Annotated in this window: 16 protein-coding genes; 4 read left to right on the top strand and 12 right to left on the bottom strand. The window is 70.9% G+C overall.

From position 1 onward, the window contains the following. Position 1: 1 nt before the first annotated feature. Both TMO_RS06200 and TMO_RS06205 read left to right on the top strand, forming a co-directional pair. Positions 2–994 (top strand): ABC transporter ATP-binding protein, encoded by a 993-nt coding sequence (locus TMO_RS06200; RefSeq protein ID WP_014744750.1) that lies wholly within the window; start codon positions 2–4, stop codon positions 992–994. Next, complete coding sequence (locus TMO_RS06205) at positions 987–1,937, top strand: ABC transporter permease (protein WP_014744751.1); 951 nt, start codon at positions 987–989, stop codon at positions 1,935–1,937. The genes TMO_RS06200 and TMO_RS06205 overlap by 8 nt, the downstream gene beginning before the upstream one ends. 34 nt (positions 1,938–1,971) lie before the next feature. On the opposite strand, the gene TMO_RS06210 is transcribed toward TMO_RS06205, so the two are convergent. The 4 genes from TMO_RS06210 to TMO_RS06225 all read right to left on the bottom strand — a co-directional run bounded on the left by TMO_RS06210 (position 1,972) and on the right by TMO_RS06225 (position 5,568). Continuing rightward, positions 1,972–3,225, bottom strand: coding sequence for an MFS transporter (locus TMO_RS06210; RefSeq protein WP_014744752.1), 1,254 nt, complete (start codon positions 3,223–3,225; stop codon positions 1,972–1,974). Between the two features lie 63 nt (positions 3,226–3,288). After that, positions 3,289–3,897 carry a TetR/AcrR family transcriptional regulator gene (locus TMO_RS06215; protein ID WP_014744753.1) on the bottom strand — a complete coding sequence of 203 codons (609 nt, stop codon included), beginning with the start codon at positions 3,895–3,897 and terminating at the stop codon, positions 3,289–3,291. Positions 3,898–3,949: 52 nt separating this feature from the next. Beyond that, complete coding sequence (locus tag TMO_RS06220) at positions 3,950–4,417, bottom strand: hypothetical protein (protein WP_014744754.1); 468 nt, start codon at positions 4,415–4,417, stop codon at positions 3,950–3,952. Between the two features lie 68 nt (positions 4,418–4,485). Continuing rightward, complete coding sequence (locus tag TMO_RS06225; RefSeq protein ID WP_014744755.1) at positions 4,486–5,568, bottom strand: hypothetical protein; 1,083 nt, start codon at positions 5,566–5,568, stop codon at positions 4,486–4,488. Here TMO_RS06225 and TMO_RS31185 point away from each other — a divergent pair. Together TMO_RS31185 and TMO_RS06235 are read left to right on the top strand one after the other, a co-directional pair. After that, positions 5,567–5,848: a hypothetical protein gene (locus TMO_RS31185; RefSeq protein ID WP_145978079.1), complete on the top strand. Its 282-nt coding sequence runs from the start codon at positions 5,567–5,569 to the stop codon at positions 5,846–5,848. The genes TMO_RS06225 and TMO_RS31185 overlap by 2 nt on opposite strands. A 1,864-nt stretch (positions 5,849–7,712) precedes the next feature. Further along, positions 7,713–8,222 (top strand): hypothetical protein, encoded by a 510-nt coding sequence (locus TMO_RS06235; protein ID WP_041604858.1) that lies wholly within the window; start codon positions 7,713–7,715, stop codon positions 8,220–8,222. Positions 8,223–8,460: 238 nt separating this feature from the next. Here TMO_RS06235 and TMO_RS06240 read toward each other — a convergent pair whose 3' ends face one another. The 8 genes from TMO_RS06240 to fliG form a co-directional block, all read right to left on the bottom strand. Continuing rightward, on the bottom strand, positions 8,461–9,246 hold the full coding sequence (locus tag TMO_RS06240; protein WP_014744756.1) for a MinD/ParA family protein: 786 nt from the start codon (positions 9,244–9,246) through the stop codon (positions 8,461–8,463). Then, positions 9,243–10,565, bottom strand: coding sequence for a protein FlhF (locus TMO_RS29160; protein ID WP_014744757.1), 1,323 nt, complete (start codon positions 10,563–10,565; stop codon positions 9,243–9,245). The genes TMO_RS06240 and TMO_RS29160 overlap by 4 nt, the downstream gene beginning before the upstream one ends. An 85-nt stretch (positions 10,566–10,650) precedes the next feature. Next, positions 10,651–12,750 (bottom strand): flagellar biosynthesis protein FlhA, encoded by a 2,100-nt coding sequence (flhA, locus tag TMO_RS06250; protein WP_041604859.1) that lies wholly within the window; start codon positions 12,748–12,750, stop codon positions 10,651–10,653. Positions 12,751–12,858: 108 nt separating this feature from the next. Beyond that, a complete protein-coding gene (locus tag TMO_RS06255) occupies positions 12,859–14,388 on the bottom strand; it encodes a sigma-54-dependent transcriptional regulator (protein WP_014744759.1) in 1,530 nt (509 codons plus the stop codon). A gap of 114 nt (positions 14,389–14,502) precedes the next feature. Further along, positions 14,503–15,270: a motility protein A gene (locus TMO_RS06260; RefSeq protein WP_014744760.1), complete on the bottom strand. Its 768-nt coding sequence runs from the start codon at positions 15,268–15,270 to the stop codon at positions 14,503–14,505. 101 nt (positions 15,271–15,371) lie between these two features. Continuing rightward, positions 15,372–15,725 carry a flagellar motor switch protein FliN gene (gene fliN, locus TMO_RS06265; RefSeq protein WP_014744761.1) on the bottom strand — a complete coding sequence of 118 codons (354 nt, stop codon included), beginning with the start codon at positions 15,723–15,725 and terminating at the stop codon, positions 15,372–15,374. A gap of 69 nt (positions 15,726–15,794) precedes the next feature. Beyond that, on the bottom strand, positions 15,795–16,502 hold the full coding sequence (locus TMO_RS06270; RefSeq protein WP_014744762.1) for a FliH/SctL family protein: 708 nt from the start codon (positions 16,500–16,502) through the stop codon (positions 15,795–15,797). Between the two features lie 44 nt (positions 16,503–16,546). Further along, positions 16,547–17,569 (bottom strand): flagellar motor switch protein FliG, encoded by a 1,023-nt coding sequence (gene fliG, locus TMO_RS06275; protein ID WP_014744763.1) that lies wholly within the window; start codon positions 17,567–17,569, stop codon positions 16,547–16,549. Between the last annotated feature and the right edge of the window lies 1 nt (position 17,570).

Consider the following 17,570-nt stretch of genomic DNA (forward strand, 5'->3'; position numbering starts at 1 on the left):
GATGACGCCCGAACTCTCATCCAGACCGAAGGGCACCGCGATCGCGGCCGCCCCGGCCGGGCCGCCGGTGATCGAGGCGCGCGGCCTGGTCAAACGCTATGGCGCGGCGGTTGCGGTCGCCGGCATCGACCTTGAGGTCGGTGCCGGCGAGGTGGTCGGCCTGCTCGGCCCCAACGGCGCCGGCAAGACCACCACCATCCTGATGCTGCTGGGGCTGACCGAGGCCAGCGCGGGCCAGGTCCGCATCCTGGGACACGACCCGCTGCGCGAGCCGCTGGCGGTGAAGCGGCGGGTCGGCTATCTGCCCGACCAGGTCGGTTTCTACGAGGCGATGACCGCGCGCGAGAACCTGGCCTATACCGCCCGCCTGGCCGGGATCGACGGGTCAGAGGCCGCCCGTCGGATCCTGGCGGCGCTGGAGCGGGTGCGGCTGGTGGAGGTTGCCGGCCGGCGGGTTTCCACCTTCTCGCGCGGCATGCGCCAGCGCCTGGGGATCGCCGAACTGCTGATGCGCGACTGCCGGGTGGTGATCCTGGACGAGCCGACCTCGGGGCTGGATCCGCAATCGACCCGCGAGCTGCTGGCGCTGATCCGCAGCCTCGCCGCCGACGGTATGACCGTGCTGCTCTCGTCTCACATGCTGGATGTGGTCGAGACGGTGTGCACGCGGGTGGCCCTGTTCAATCGCGGCCGGATCGGCTTCATCGGCACGGTGGAGGCGCTGGCCGCGCGGATCGGCGGCGGGGTCTATGTCATCGAGGTGGAGGCCGATGCCGGCGACCTGCCGGCCCTGCTGTCGGGGCTCGACGGCATCGAAGCCGTGATCCCCACGGCCCATGGCGGCTGGCAGATCGAGGCCCGTGCCGATCTGCGGGCGGCGATCGCCCGGCGGCTGGTCGAGGCCGGCATTGCACTCCACACGCTGGATCTGAGGCGCGTGCGGCTGGACGAGGCCTATGGCCGGTTCTTCGAGGAGGCGGACAGAGATGCGTGAGGGATCTCCCTTCACCGGGGTCGGCACGATCGCGCTCAAGGAAGCGGCCGACCATATGACCGGGGCGCGGCTGCATCTGATCATGCTGCTCGTGCTGCTCACCGCCGCCGGCGCGCTTTATGGCGCGATCGGCACCATCCGTGCCGGGGCCACCGACGACACGTTTCTGTTCCTGAAACTCTTCACCACCGCCCGCCAGCCGGTGCCGTCCTTTGCCGGGCTGCTCGGCTTCCTGCTGCCGCTGGTGGCGATCGCCCTCGGTTTCGATGCGATCAATGCCGAACACGGCCGGCGGACGATGAGCCGCCTGCTCGCCCAGCCGATCTATCGCGATGCGATCCTGTTCGGCAAATTCCTGGGCGGGCTGCTGGTGATCGCGGTGGCGATGGTGACGCTCTGGCTCGGCACCACGGGGCTCGGCATCCTGTTCCTGGGGCTGCCGCCCACGGGGGCTGAGGTGCTGCGCGGCCTGGCCTATCTGGTGGCGACCATCGCCTATGCCGGGGTCTGGCTGGCGCTGGCGATGACGCTGTCGACGGTGATCCGCTCCACCGCCACCTCGGCGCTGGCGGCACTCTCCATCTGGCTGGTGCTGTCGGTGTTCTGGGGCATGATCGCACCGGTGGTCGCCTCGGCGATTTCGCCGGTCGATCCGCTGAACCCGATGTCGCTGATCGATGCCTTCCAGACCCAGCAGGCGGTGGCGCGGCTCTCGCCTCAGACGCTTTATGGCGAGATCACCGCCATCCTGCTGGACCCGGCGGCCCGGTCGGTGGGGCCGTTGTTCATCGACCAGCTGCGGGGCGCGCTGCTCGGCGCCCCGCTGCCGACGATCGAAAGCCTCGCCATCGTCTGGCCGCAGATGTCGGGGTTGATCGCCGCGATGATCCTGCTGTTCACCGCGGCTTACGTGCTGTTCCAGCGCCAGGAGATCAGGGCCTAGGATTGCCGCCCAGGGCGATCACGAGGCTGCGAGATCACGAGGTTGCGGGCGCCCGGCCGGCCGTCGTGCCGGCCGGGCCGTCCCGGTCGGCCTCGTCGCCGGCGGTCATCTGCAGCACGGCGGCGATGGTGCCGACCACGATCAGGCTGACCCAGCCGGTGGAATAGCTGCCGCTCCATTCAAAGCTGAGCCCGCCCAGCCAGGCACCCAGGAACGCGCCGACCTGATGGCTCAGGAACATCACCCCGAACAGCGCGCCGAAATTGGCCGGGCCGAACAGGCCGTTGATCAGCCCGCTGACCGGCGGCACCACGCTCAGCCACAGAACCCCCATCGCGGCCGCAAAGATCAGCGTGGTCTCGACGCTCACCGGCACCACGAAGAACACGGCGATGGCGGCGGTGCGCAGCAGATAGATCAGCGCCAGCACGTTGCGATTGCCCCAGCGCTGGCAGAGATAGCCGGCGCCCAGCGTGCCGAAGGCGTTGCAGATGCCGATCAGCGCGATCGCCTGGGCACCGACGATCGGCGGCAGGCCGCAGATGCCGATGAAATTCGGCAGATGGGTGGCGATGAAGATCAGCTGAAAGCCGCAGGCGAAGAAGGCGATGGTGGTGATGATGAAGGTGCGGTTGCCCAGCGCCTGGCCGATCGCCGCCCGGGCATTGACCGGCGGCACGGCCCCCGCGGTGGCGGGTGCGGGGGCGGGGCCGCGCCGGAACAGCAGCGTCGCCACCGCCATCAGCGCCGCGAGCAGGGCAAGGCCGATCATGGCGTCCTGCCAGGTCCAGCGATCGATCATGCCCTGAGCGGCCGGTGCGATCACGAAGGTGCCGAGCGATCCGGTCGCGGCCAGGATCGACACCGCCGTCGCCCGCACCGCCGGGGTCGCCAGGCGCGAGACGATGCCGACCAGCACGCCATGCGATGTGCCGGCGACCGCAAGCCCGATCAGCAGCCCGCCGCCCAGATAGAGCCCGACATGGCTGCCGCTCGCGGCCAGATAGAGGCCGAGACCATAGAGTGCCGCGGCGATCAGCACCACCAGCCGGCCGCCGAAGCGGTCGCAGAGCGCGCCCATGAAGGGCTGGCCGATGCCCCAGGCCAGGTTTTGCACCGCCATGGCGAAGCCGAAGGTGGCGACGGTGATGCCGGTGCCGCGCACCATTGGCTCGACGAACAGGCCGAGGCTTTGCCTCAACCCCATGGACAGCGACAGGATGATACCGGCGGCGACCAGCGACAGGATCAGCGCCGGGGTCCAGGATCGTGCAGCGGCGTGTGGCACGGGGGCGTCCTCCTCGTAAGACATCCCCTCAACGATAGAGCCGCACCCGGCCCTGGAAACTCACTAGTCGGTATACATCAGCTCCCGTGCGGCGGCCGGCGCCACCGCCGGGCTGCCGCAGGCGACCAGCAGCGCCGCCGCGCGGCCGCCGGCCAGGGCATAGGCGGTGTCGCGGTGGATCAGCGTGTGCACGATCGCGCCTTCCAGCAGGATCATGACCTGCCGGCCGACCAGATCGGGGTCGGCAACACCGCCCGCCGTCAGCTCCTCCACCAGCCAGGCTTCGAACCTCTTCTTGTGATCGGCGGCCATCACCACGGCAGGATGGCCGGGTTGGCCGGCCATCTCCAGCGCCGCCCGGGTAAAGCCGCACCCCCGCCATCCGGGCCGCTTCGCAGAATTGGCCAGCGCCGTGAACATGGCCAGGATCCGATCCGGCAAGGGCCGGTCATCGGGCCCCAGCCAGCTGCGGTACCGCTCCACCGTCGGCGCATCGCGCGCGGCCAGATAGGCGGCGATCAGCGCATCCTTGCTGTCGAAATGATAGTACAGCGTCCGCTTGGTGACACCGGCCCGCGCGGCGATCGCATCCACGCTGACACTGCGCAGACCCTGTTCATAAAACAGGGCTTCGGCGGCTTCGATGATGGTGGTGCGGGTGGTGTTTTCCATCGTTTCGAAAGCCTTCCGTTGATGACCGCGAGACGGGGGATCTGCCGGGCTGCTAAAGCAACGCCAACCGCGCCATCAGGGCCGGGTTCGACCAGTTCGGGCGGCGTTCCTCGAAGGTGACGCGCAGGCCGCCCGAGGTGGCGTCGAGCAGCAGGACCAGCTGGAGGAAGCGGGGCATGACTTCGCTGCCGATGTCGGCGATGACGGCGGCGGCTGCTGCTTCGGGGAGCGGCCAGGGGGTGGCGGCGAGGTGGGTCATGTAGGTGTCGAGCGCGTGGCGCGGCAGGACCAGGCGGTCGGGCACATAGCGCAGGCGCCAGAGCACCGTGGCGGGGGGACCGTCTTCCGAGAAGCGCAGCTTCAGCCGGCCGCGATGTTCGACCAGATAGTCATGGGCGATCGCCGGGTTGTCGGCGGTAACCAGATGCGCGCGCCGTTCCCCCACCGCCTGCCAGCGGCGGTCGAGCGAGCTGATCGGGTGCTCCGGGTCGGGGCCCGGCGGGGTGTCGTCGTCGGACATCTCGGCGGATCTCGTGAGGACCGGCCTCGGATGAGACCGGATCAGCCATCATAGCGCGATCGGACCGGTCATGCGACCACGCCGCTGCCATCCGGGCGCGGCGCCGGGCGTGCATGGGCGGGCAGGCGAATCGGCGGTTCGGTTCGTATGGCAAGACCGCCTTGCAGGCCCGAGACCGCGAGCACGTCGTCCATCACCCGTGCCAGCGCCGCGGCGGTGCCGGGCGGCAGGGCGCGGGCGGTGCGCATCACCATGTCGACCCGGCCGGGAGCCGCCAGGCCGTCGAGCTGGATGTCGCCCAGACGGCTGAGCCGGGTTTCGACCACGAAACGGCAGATGCCGTCGCCGCGCCCGCCGCCGTCCCCGGTGCCGTCATCATCCCGGCGGGGCTGGTGGATGTGGATCTGCACCGGGATGACGGTGGCATTGGCCCAGCTCGGGATCTGGACGCTGCGCCACTCACCGCCCAAGGCCTGACCGGCGGACGTCTGGGCGCCGCGGCCGGCGCCGTCGAACTCGGACAGTACGGCACGGGCCGTGTCGGCGGCGTCCAGCTCGTTCAGCTCGTCGGCGAGTTTGTCCGCGGCCGCGGGGCGGTTGCCCGAGAGCACCTGTTTCAGCAGCACCATCAGATTGGCGGCGAAATCCCGGCCGGGTGTCGGCAGCACGGGGGCCAGCAGGCGTTCGGCTGCGGCCGGATGCAGGGTGGCGATCAGTCGCGCGGCATCGGCCAGGGACTGCCAGTCGCCCGATGCCGAGGTTCCGGGAAGCGGAACGGCAGGCGCGCCGCCGGGGGTGGCACCGCTGCGGCCGGCGGGCGGGGCTTCGGGCGCCACCACCACCGCCAGTCGCGTGCCCGGCGGCGGCAACGGCCCGGGCCGGTCGATCGACAAAAGGCCGAGGGCGGTGGAGACCAGCATCCGGCCATTGCCGTCCCGGCCCAGCACCACGCCGGTCACACGGCTCGCCTCGGGCCCGTGTTCGGGGGCCGGGCGGACCGGCGGCGCATCGTCGGCAGGGATGCGGGCGCTGCGGCCGGCCTCGGCCAGGATCAGCGCGCGGGTGCGCTGCGCCAGTTCGCGGGCGCCGGCCAGATCCTCTCCGGCCGCGACCGGATCGGCGGCCATCGTCGATGCGGGATCGGCCGGCATGGGGGCGGTGGGCTCCGCTTGCACGGCTGTGGTCGGGGCGGCGGGCTGCGCCGGGGAGGTCGGCAGGGGGGCCGCTGCCGGAGGGGGCGCCGCCGCCGGTGCGGGCGCCGGTGCCCAGAGCGGCCGGGCCACCGGTGCCGCCCCATCCTCTGCCGGCCACCCGCCCGTCGGAACGTTGAGCGGCTGGAACCCGGCCGCCGACGCCTGCGGCAGCGCCGGGCGCGGCAAATCGGCCTCGGGCTGGCGGGGCTGGGACGCCGGTGCCTGGGCGGGCGTCTGATATGCCGTCGGCTCCGCATGGGGGACCGTCGCGCCGGTGGTTGGGGCCGTGCCGGGCCAGGCTTGCATGGGTGGGGTCTGCACGGACGGAGCCTGTATGGACGGGGCCGGCGTGGGAGGGGCCTGGCGTGGAGGGGAGCTGGGCCGGCGGGCTGGCGGCAGGCCGGGTCGGATCGCCGCCATGGGCCGCGGCATCAGGCGTCGCCAGGACCGAAGATCCAGCCGGGCCGGGCACGCGCGGGGCGGCTGCGTCGGCCGGCAGGGCTGCGGGGGCGGGGTGCTGGGCCGGCGACCGCTGAACGGCAGGGTCTGCCGGCATGGCCGCTTCAGGCTGCGGCACCGTCGGTTGGGTCACGGCCGAGGTGGCCGTCGCGGCAGGCGCGGCGCCGGCAGGTGGAGCACCGGCGCTGGCAGCCGCGGCAGGTGGCGCCTGGACATGCGGGGCTCCGGCGGCGGGTGCCTCCGGTGCGGAGGCTGTCGTGAACGGGCTCTGCACGGGCGGTGGTGCCTGCGGCGGGCGGGCGGCGGATGGCGGGGGCTGTGCAGCCTCTGGCGACGGTGCTGCGGACATGGCCGGCGCCGGGGGTTCCCAGGCCGGGGGCTGCGGCGAGGAGGATGCCGGGCGCCAGGCGGTTTCAGCCGTTGCCACAGCCGGCCGGCCCGGTGCCGCGGGTTGCGGCTCCGGTGCGGCTTCCGGCGTGACATGTGGCCTCTGGGCGAGGCCTGGCGATGGCGGCGCAGCCGCTGGTGTGCCGGTGGGCGCGGATGTCGGAGACGGCAATGTCGGGCCGGCGGCGCGGGGCGCGTCGGGGAGCTGCGCCAGCCAGGCGGTTGCACTGCCCGCGGGGGCCGGCGGCTGCGGCGGTTGTGTCGATGTCCATGGCTGCGGCCCGGCCGCGGGCGCCGGTGCCCGGCCATCGGATGGCAGGGGGGCGGGCATGCGGTGCGGCAGCGGGCCGCCTGCCGGATCGGCCTGCCAGCCCGTCGCGGGCGCGGGCGGTTGCCAGGCGCCGGCCTGCATCGGGCTGGGATCGGGTGCTGCCATATGCGGTGGCGGCGCGGCTGCGGGTGCCGCTGCACCGGGCAGGGGCGGCGCCGGTGCGGGGACGGCAGGTGCGGCCAGACCCGGTGGAGGGGCCGGCATCGATGTGGCGCCGGTCGGGGCGCCGGTCGGGCCGGCCGGCGGCCAGGATGCAGGCGGCGGCGTGCCGCCGGTTGCAGGCCATGGCGAGCCTGCCGGCGCAGGGGGAACCGGTGTAGTGCTGCCTGGTGATGCTGCGGTCGGCAGGGGTTGGGGGGGAGCGGGCTGACCTGACGGTCCCGGCGCCGGTGCGGCCTGGCCGGGGAGGGGCGCCGGTGCCGCGGCTGTCGGTCCGGGCGCGAGGGCCGGCAGTTCCACTGACAGCAGGGTGAGACCGGTGCCGGCCGGTGCGCGGGCGGCCCATTCCACCAGCCGGGCGACCGGGTCGACGCCGGTCGGCTGGGGCCGGGGCGCCGTGCCAGTGGTTCCGCCCAGGGTTGTCGCGGCCGAGGACGTGGCGGCCCGGGATGTCGCGGCGGGATGGGGCAGCGGCGGCGACAGGCGGAGCGCCAGCAGGGCGCGGTCGCGCTGCGGTGTCGCGGCCGTCTCGGGATCGGGGGCTTCCGGATCGGGGGTGGGCAGGCCCATCGCCTCGACCAATGCGCGGCCGGCGGCATCGAGCAGGGTGACCGGCACCCGGCCGCGATGATCCGGCAGGCGGCCGACCGAGGCATGGTCCACCCGTGCCAGAACCCCGTCATCGGCGAGCAGGCCGGCGGCGAAAGAGGGTGCCGGGGCGGCAGGCGGCGCGGCCCGTGCCGAGGCGGGCGCCGAGGGGGCTGGCGTGGCCGCCGTGGCAGAGGCGGGGGCAGAGGCGAGCGCCGTGCCGTCGCGCGGCGCCGCGGTCAGGGCCAGCTGGCCGAGCGGGGTGCGGACCAGCGGCCTGCCGGCCTCGTCGCGGCCGCGCAGAACCACCGGCAGGGCGATCCGGCCGGCGGTGTCTTCGGGCGGTGTGGGCTGGCGGACCTCGGACCCGCTGGTCGTGGCCGTCGTGCGGGCCGTGCCGTCGGGGCCGGTCAGGCGGGGATCGCCGGGGCGGCCGGTCTCGGATCCCTGGAGGCCGGTGGTGCCCTGCTGGCGGACGGGCCGGCCATCGGCGGTGGTGGCGGCCCGGCCGTCGGGGCTGCGCGGATCGGGGGGCGGTGCGTCCCCGGGGCGGCGGGGAAGCTGGCCGGGCGGCTGGTCGCCGGTGCCGGGGTTGCGGCCGCCGGTTGCATCGCGCTGCACGGCGCCGTCCTGCCGGCTGCCCGTCCGGCCGGGATCGCCCGCCGGGGTCTGGGAAGCCTGGCCCTGATCCGGCGCACGTCGCTGGCCCGCGCCGTCACGTCCTGTCGCCCCCTCTCGTCCACCGGCCGGGCGGCCGTCGACGGAGGTGCGGATCAGGGCGGCTGGGATGGCAGGCGGGATGATGTCGACCATGGCGTCCCGGGCGGATGCGCGGATGACCCGGCAGATTTTGCCGGGTCAGGGCAATTATTGCCGGGTGCCACGCAAGTTTCGTGCAGAAAACGCCCCGTCGGCCCTGTATTCCGTCAGAGGGTCAGTTCGCCGGCGATCTTGTCGACGTCCATGGCCGCCGGGGCGTTGGGGTGGCGGATGGTCAGCGGCGTCTGGCGGCGGATGGCCTCGCGCACCAGCTTGTCGCGGCGCACGATGCCGGCAAGCCTGGGCGCGACGCCCAGGAAGTTCTGGGCGGCATTGCGCAGGGTTTCATAGGTGCGGAAGCCGCCGGCCTGGCTGTCGGCCATGTTGACCACGATGCGCTGGTCGGCCTCGGGGTTGTCGCGCAGCATCGCCTTCACGAAGGCATAGGCATCGGTGATCGAGGTCGGCTCGTCGGTGGTCACCACCAGGGCGGTGCCGGCGGTGGCGGCCAGCGCCCGCACCGACTGATCGAGCCCGGCGGCCAGATCGATCAGCACGGTATCATACTGGCGCGCGGCCTGAACGATGCCGAGGCGCAGCATGGCGACCCGTTCCGCCGGCAGCCGGCCCAGCGAGCCGGACCCCGAGCGGCCGGGCAGAATGTCGAAGCCGCCGGCCTCGTAGCTGCTGATCGCCTCGGCAAAGCCGATCCGGCCGGTGACGACACCCGCCAGATCGGTGGGCGGCGTCAGCCCCAGCTGAACGTCGACATTGGCGAGGCCCAGATCGCCGTCGAACAGCAGCACCCGCCGCCCGCGGCGGGCGAGCGCGCCGGCGAGCGTGATCGAGAACCACGTCTTGCCGACGCCCCCCTTGCCGGAGGCGATGGCGACGACGTTGCGGGCGCGCAGCTTCGCGGCGGGATGTATGTGAACCGAACGGTCGACGTTCATGGGCGGATCTCGGCGTCTCGGTCGAGCTTGGCGGGGCGGAGGTTCAGCGGATCTCTAAGCAAGAGTTGCGCCAACCCGGTCGCGCTCAACGGGTTCAGTCCTTCGGAAACATGAGCGGTCACGCTGGCCTCCGACAGCCGGACGCGTGCCGCGGCGGCGGCGCAGATCACTGCGCCCAATCGCCTGGCACCGTCGAGCCGGGTGCAGATCGCCCGTCTGGGATGCAGCACCGAGAAGGCGGCCCCCTGGTCGGCGGCCTCGAACGGGTCGATCCCGGCCGGCAGCACCAGCACGGGTTCCAGTTCGGCCGCATCGAGCAGGGTGGCGAGTTCCTCGGTCTCTTCGGTGAAGAAGGGGTTCACGCCGGCGGTATCCACCAGCAGGGTCATCGGCTCTCCCGCTGCGTCGGCCCGGGCACGGGCGGCGACGCGGGCCAGTTCCCGCGACGAGCCGGCGACCAGCAGGTCGATGCCGAGCAGGCCGGTATAGGCGGCGAGCTGTTCCACCCCACCGGCGCGGATGGTATCGGCCGTCACCACCGTCAGCCGCCGGCCCTGGGTGAGGGCGCGGGCGGCGAGTTTGGCGACGGTCACGGTCTTGCCGGCGCCGGCAAGGCCGATCAGCGCCAGCGCCTGGGGCCGGCCGGCCGTGCGGCCAAGCGGGTCGAAACCCACCACCCGGTCCAGCGCCTGGGCCAGCGCCCGATCCGGCGCCTCGCCCGCCCGCAGCCGTTCGCGGACCATGGCCAGCAGCCGCCGGCCGGTCTGGCCGCCGACACCATGGAAGGCGAGCGCCCGTTCGATCTGGGCGAGTTCTGGCGAGACCGCCTTGGAGACGGTCTCCGGATCCTCCTCTGCCGCAGCGGCTTCCCGGCGGGCGGTCGCAGCGGCGGCCGGCGTGATCGATGCGGTTTCCTCGCGCTCGAACTCCAGCTCGATCTCGTCGTCGACATCATCGGCGCGGCTGCGAAGCCCGGGCCGCGCCGGGGGCGAGGCGGGCGGCAGATCGGGGGGCGGTGCCGCCGGCGGCACGGCGCGCGGGCCGCTGCGCAAGGGCATCTCGGCCGCGCCCGGGCGCCTGCGACCGGCAGCGGCCCGGCGTTCGGCCAGCACCGCTTCCGCGGCCGGCACGGCGGCGGGCAGGCTGGCGGGCGTGGCGACGGAGGGTCGCGCGGCCCCATCCACCGCGGCGGTCACCACCACGCCGCGGCCGTCTTCGGCCGGCACGGTGGCGACGATGATCGCGTCCTCGCCCAGCACCTTGCGCACCTCGGCAAGCGCCTGGGCCATGTTGCGGGCCTGGAAGGTCTTCAGCCGCATGGGCAGACCTCCCGGGGCCGGTTGATGGCTGTCCGGCGGTCACCGGCCCGAAGGCGTCGGAGCTGAGACGTCGACAGCAAACTCATCAGATCTGGGCCACCGTTCGGATGCGGGCGCGGGAATCGATCTCGTTCTGGGACATGACCACGGTCATGGGCCGGAAGCGCTCGATGATCGAACGGACATAGGGTCTGATCATGGGGCTGGTCAACAGCACCGGTGTCTCACCCAGCATCGCCTGACGCTCGAAGCTCTGCCGGACACGCGAAATGAACTCCTGAAGCTTGGTCGGCGCCATGGCCAGCTGTTTCTCGTCGCCCTGGCCGACCAGGCTCTCGGCGAAGGCATGCTCCCAATCGGGCGACAGCGTCACGATCGGCACATAACCCTGTTCCGAAATCACCGAGGCGCAGATCTGGCGGGCGAGCCTTGCGCGGACATGTTCGGTGATCAGCATGGCGGACTGGGTATAGCTGCAGGCCTCCGACACGCCTTCCAGGATGGTCGGCATATCGCGGATCGAGATCCGCTCGCGCAGCAGGTTCTGCAGCACCCGCTGCAGCCCGCCGACCGTGATCTGGCTGGGCACGATCTCGGCCACGGTCTTCTGGTGGTCGGGGCCCAGCTCGTCGAGCAGTTTCTGCGTCTCCAGGCGCGAGAGCAGCTCGGGCATGTACTCTTTCACCATCTCGGTCAGATGGGTGGTGAGCACGGTTGCCGGGTCGACCACGGTCAGGCCGCGGAAATGTGCCTCTTCGCGCCGGGTCTCGTCCACCCATTTGGCCGGCAGGCCGAAAGTGGGCTCGGTGGTCTCTTCGCCGGGCAGCGAGATCGGCTCACCGCGCGGATCCATCACCAGCAGCATGGCGGGGCGCAGCTCGCCGCGCCCGGCCTCGATCTCTTTCACGCGCAGGACATAGGTGTTGGCGGGCAGCTGCATATTGTCCTGGATGCGCACCGCCGGCATCACGAAGCCCAGATCGCCGGCGATCTGGCGGCGCAGCGCCTTGATCTGCTCGGTCAGCCGGTGGCCGCGCTCTTCCGAAATCAGCGGCAGCAGGCCATAGCCCAGCTCGATGCGGACCAGATCGATGTGCAGCGCCGAGGAAATCGGCTCGTCCATCGGCACGGCCGGCGGCGGGATGTCGGCCTCGGCGGCTTCCACCGCCAGACGCTGGCTGCGCTTCATCAGCCGCCAGGTCATGAAGCCCAGCACGACCGCGAAACCCCAGAAGGGCACGGTCGGGATGCCGGGTAGAAGCCCCATGAACAGCAGCAGGCCGGCCGCGACGCCCAGCGCCTTGGGATAGCGGCCAAGCTGGCCGATGATCGCCTGGTCGGCGGTGCCGATGATGCCGGATTTGGTGACCAGCAGGCCGGCGCCGGTGGAGATCAGCAGGGCCGGGATCTGCGAGACCAGACCGTCGCCGACGGTCAGCAGCGTATAGCTGCGCAGCGCCTCGTTGAAGGTGATGCCCTGCTGCACCGTGCCGATGATGATGCCGCCCACCACGTTGATCACGGTGATCAGCAGGCCGGCGATGGCATCGCCGCGCACGAATTTCGCCGCACCGTCCATGGCACCGAAGAAGGTGCTTTCGTCCTCCAGCTCTTTGCGCCGGGTGCGGGCGGCGGCCTCGTCGATCAGCCCGGCGGACAGGTCGGCGTCGATGGCCATCTGCTTGCCGGGCATGGCGTCCAGGCTGAAGCGCGCCGACACTTCGGCGATGCGGCCCGAACCCTTGGTGATGACCACGAAATTGATCAGCACCAGGATGATGAAGACCACCACGCCGATCAGGAAGTTGCCACCCATCACGAACTGGCCGAAGGCCTCGATCACCTGGCCGGCGGCCGATGTGCCCTCGTGGCCATGGCTCAGGATCAGGCGCGTCGAGGCGATGTTCAGCGCCAGGCGGAACATCGTCGAGACCAGAAGGATGGTCGGGAAAGAGCTGAAATCCAGCGGTTTCTGGATGAACAGCGTGATCAGCAGGATGACGACCGACAGGCTGATCGACATCGACAGCAGCAGGTCGAGCGTCCAGGTCGGCACCGGAAAGATCATGACGATCAGGATGCCGAGCATGCCCAGCGCCACGACCAGATCGGCACTGCCGAGCATGGCGCCAAGCCGGCCGAGCAGGCCGCCGCCGCCACCGCCCGGCCCGCCGCCCTGCGGCATGCCGCCGGGGCCGCGTCCGGTCACGGGTGTCGGAAGACCGCCTCGTTCAGCCATCGGTAGCAGCCTTGGTCATGCATCCATCCCCCGCCACGGTGTGATCGCCCCGGATCAGCGGTCGTAGGCGCCGGAGCGTTCGAAATCCCCGCCCGCCGGCGGCGGCACCGCCACGCCTTCTTCGGCATACAGCTTCAGCTTGTTGCGCAGCGTGCGGATCGAAATGCCGAGGATCGTGGCGGCATGGGTGCGGTTGCCCAGGCAGTGCTGGATGGTGTTGATGATCAGGTCGCGCTCCACCTCCGCCACCGTCCGGCCGACCAGGGCGCGGGTGGCGTCCTCGTCGTCGGCGGCGACCGGTGCGGCCGGGGCCGCCGGGGCGAAGCCGGCCGGCTGGCCATAGGCCGCGGGCGGCACGCCATAGGCCGCGGGTGGCCCGCCATAGGGGTTGGCATAGGGGTTGTGCGCGGGCACGCCCGCCGGTGCCGCAGGCGCGCGCGGGGGCTGGAAATCCTGCCGCCGGGCCGCGGCGGTCGCCAGGCTGGTGCCGTCGGCCAGCATGATCGCCTCGGCACCGATCTCGGTGCCGCGGGCCAGCAGCACCGCCCGGTGCATGGTGTTTTCAAGCTCGCGGACATTGCCCGGCCAGTCATAGGTCAGCAGCAGGTTGCGCGCGTCGGGCGACAGCGGCCGGTCGGGCAGGGCATTGGCGGCGGCATAGCGCTGCACGAAATGATCGGCCAGCGCCGCCACGTCCGACGGCCGCTCGCGCAGCGACGGCAGGCGCAGATTGACCACGTTCAGGCGGAAATAGAGGTCTTCGCGGAAATTGCCGCGGCGGACCTCGTCTTCCAGATTGCGGTTGGAGGTCGCGATCAGGCGGATGTCGACCTTGACCGGCCGGGTGCCGCCGACCCGGTCGACCTCGCGTTCCTGGATCACGCGCAGCAGCTTGGCCTGCAGGCGCGGGTCCATCTCGCTGATCTCGTCCAGCAGCAGCGTGCCGCCATCGGCCTCTTCGAACTTGCCGACCCGGCGGGCGACGGCGCCGGTGAAGGCGCCCTTCTCGTGGCCGAACAGCTCGCTTTCCAGCAGGTTTTCAGGGATGGCGGCGCAGTTGACCGACACGAAGCGCTGGTCGGCCCGGCGGCTCTTGCGGTGCAGGAAGCGCGCCATGACCTCCTTACCCGTGCCGCTTTCGCCGGTGATCAGCACCGTGGCATCGGCGGGCGCGATCTGTTCGGCCAGCGACACCACCCGTTCCATGGCCGGGTCGCGGAAGATCAGCGCATGGTCTTCGGACGCGACCGCCTCCAGCACCGCCGCGATCAGCTCCGGGTCCGGCGGCAGGGGGATGTATTCGCGTGCGCCCGCCTTGATGGCGCGCACGGCGGCCTGGGCATCCGCCCCCACCCCGCAGGCGACGACCGAGACATGGATGCGTTCCTGTTCCAGGCTTCGGACCAGACGGCCGATGTCGAGACCGACATCGACCATCACCAGCTCCGCCCCATGGCCGGCACGCAGATGGTCCAGCGCCGCTTCCACGTCGGGAACCTGCGACACCTTGGCGCCGCGCGACACGGCGATGCGCGTCGCCGCGCCGATCTGGCCGCCCAGGGAACCGATGATCAGAAGTCGCATCTCGGGGTTACTCCTGCCGCCGTTACGCCCCGGGGGGCGTCACCGGCATTCTTGAACCGGAACTCGTCGTCTTGTGGGGTCGTTCCGCACGGGCGGCGGCCCCTGGTGTCTTGGTCAGTCGTAGAACTGGATCCGCTTTGCCGGGGGCAGCATCGCGTTCAGGGTCAGCTCCAGCCGGCGGGGGTTCTCCTGCCGGCCGATCGAGGTCGCCCCCGCCAGAAAGATCTGCTTGAACATCTGCTCCTCCATGGAGTTGCGTTCCAGCTTGCCCGCCAGCGGGTTGAACACCATGTTCGCCAGCACCGCGCCGTAGAAGGTGGTGAGCAGCGCCACCGCCATCGCCGGGCCGATGGTGCTGGGGTCTTCCAGATTGCCCAGCATCTGCACCAGACCCACCAGCGTGCCGATCAGCCCCATCGCGGGCGCCACTTCGGCCGAACGCTTCAGGATCTGGGCCGACTGCATATGGCGATAGGCCATCTGCGAAATGTCGCGCTTCAGGATCCGCTCCACGTCTTCCACCGGTATGCCGTCGACCACCATGCTCAATGCCTTGTGCAGGAAGGGTTCTCCCTGCAGCTGGGCCAGCGTCTGCTGCAGGCCCAGCACGCCCTTGCGCCGGGCCTGATCCGCCAGTTCCACCACCTGCATCGCCGCCTTCGACGGATCGACCGGCTTCGACACCATGGTCTTCACCAGCAGCTTCTGGGCCCGGATCACCTCGGCCAGAGAGAAGTTGACCATGGTGATGAAGAAGGTGCCGCCGATGACGATCAGGATCGACGGGATGTCGATGAAGGCGCCGACCGAGCCGCCGAGGATGATGGCCGCCGCCACCAGAAGGAAGCCGACGATAAGGCCGATGACGGTTGCGAGATCCATGAGGTCCTGGGTTCCGGTCCGGTCCGACGTGGAAGGCGGTGGGGGGCGAGGGCAGGCGCTGGAGGTTGACGTCAGAAAAGAACGGTGTGCGGACCGGAAGGTCAGCCGCGATCGGTCTTGATGATTTCGGTCATGGTCACACCCAGCCGGTCTTCCACGACGACGACTTCGCCGCGGGCCACCAGCCGGTCGTTCACATAGATGTCCACCGCCTCGCCGACCTTGCGGTCCAGCTCCACCACCGCGCCGCGGCCCAGCTTCAGCAGCTGGTTCACCTGCATGGTGGCCTTGCCCAGCACCGCCGAGACCTGCACCGGCACCTGATAGACGGCTTCGAGGTCGGCGGCACTGCGCGGCACGTCGGGGACCTGCTGGTCCATCTCGTCGCGCGAGGGCTCCCGGCGGCGCTCGCCGTCGAATTCCTCGAGGCTCAGATTGTCCTTGTCGTCGGCCATCGATGATCTCCGCGCCGCGGCGCCGGTTGGAGGGACAAGAGGGGTGAAACGGAAGAAGGCGTCAGGTCATCATTCGGACGGAGCATGCCCCGGCGTCAAGTGCTCCATGCCGGAACCGTGCCCCGACGCGGTCGCCTCCGCCAGGGTTTCGTCGATCCGCTGCAGGATATCCTCGCGTGAGAGCACGGCCATGCCGCCCGGCCAGACCAGCCGGGCATCGCCCGGCGCGATGCCCGGATCGGCGATCACCCGGCACTGGCCCAGAACGCCTTCCTCGGCCAGCACCGGCGCCACGCGCGCGCTCATCACCGCCTCGGCGGCGGGGTTCACGTGCAGCACCGCCTCGCCGGTCTCGGCGATGCCGGCGATGCAGTCGCGCAGCATGGTCTCGATCCGGTCCAGACGCTGTTCCTCGGTGCAGCCCAGCTTGACCGCAATCATGCGGGCCAGCCGGACCAGATCGGCGGTGGTCGCATCCAGCCGGTCGTGCCAGCCATGGATGGCCTCGGCCGACTGGCGTTCCAGCCGCTGAATGGCCTGCAGGGTTTGCTGCTCGATCGCGGCCAGCGCCTGGGCGGCACCTGCCCGCCGGCCTTCCTCGAAGGCGGCGGCCTGGGCCTCGGCGAGTTGGGCTTCCGAGAAGGTCGGCGGCGGCGGGGGCGGTGGCGGCACGGGGGCGGCTTCGACCACCGGCTCGGGCTTCTTCTTGCGCGGCCGCCCGAAATCGATGTCGTCGTCGAAGCTGACGTCGAAGGTGAACTTCTTGTAGCCCGCCATGTCTCTGCCGTTCCTCCGGGGCCGGATGCCGTGACTGCGGATCCTCAGTAGACCAGGACGTCGTCGCCCTTGCCGTCGGCGATGACGATTTCGCCCTTGTCGGCCAGGTCCTTGGCGACCATCACCATGTAGGCCTGGGCCTCGTCGACGTCGCGCAGCCGGACCGGACCCATCGCCGCCATGTCTTCGCGCAGCATCTTGCCGGCGCGTTCCGACATGTTCTGGACGAACAGCTCGCGGATCTTTTCCGACGCGCCCTTCAGCGCCAGCGCCAGCTTGTCCTTGTCGACCACGCGCAGCACCGTCTGCACGCCGGTGGGGGCCAGATTGCCCAGATCCTCGAACGTGAACATGAGCGAGCGGATCTTCTCGGCCGAATCCTTGTTGCGGCCTTCCAGCGCGTCCAGGAAGCGCGATTCCGCCTGCCGGTCGAGGTTGTTGAAGATCTCGGCCATCATCTCGTGGGCGTCGCGGCGGCTGGTGCGGGCCAGGTTGCTCATGAACTCGGCCCTGAGCGTGCGCTCGACCCCGTCGAGCACCTCTTTCTGGACCGGCTCCATGCGCAGCATGCGCATCACCACTTCCATGGCGAAATCATCGGGCAGGGCGGCCAGGATCCGGGCGCTGTGTTCCGGCCGGACCTTGGAGAGCACCACCGCAACGGTCTGCGGGTATTCGTTCTTCAGATAATTGGCCAGGATCTGCTCGTTCACATTGCCGAGCTTGTCCCACATGGTGCGACCCGCGGGACCGCGGATCTCTTCCATGATCGCCTCGATCCGTTCCTTCTCCAGGCCCGATGCCAGCAGCAGGCGCTCGGTGGTCTCGAAGGTGCCGACCAGGGTGGAGGTGGACGAGATCTGTTCGGCGAAATCGACCAGCAGCCCCTCGACCATTTCGGACGAGACCTTGCCGAGCGAGGCCATGACCTGCGAAATCTCGCGGATCTCGTCGTCCTCCATCATGCGGAAGAGCTTGGCGGCGTATTCATCGCCCAGCGCCAGCAGCAGGATGGCGGCTTTTTCGGGGCCGCCCAGCCCCCGGAGTTCACTCTTGCCACGTGCCATG

This window comes from Tistrella mobilis KA081020-065, assembly GCF_000264455.2.
In the GTDB taxonomy this organism is placed as follows: domain Bacteria; phylum Pseudomonadota; class Alphaproteobacteria; order Tistrellales; family Tistrellaceae; genus Tistrella; species Tistrella mobilis.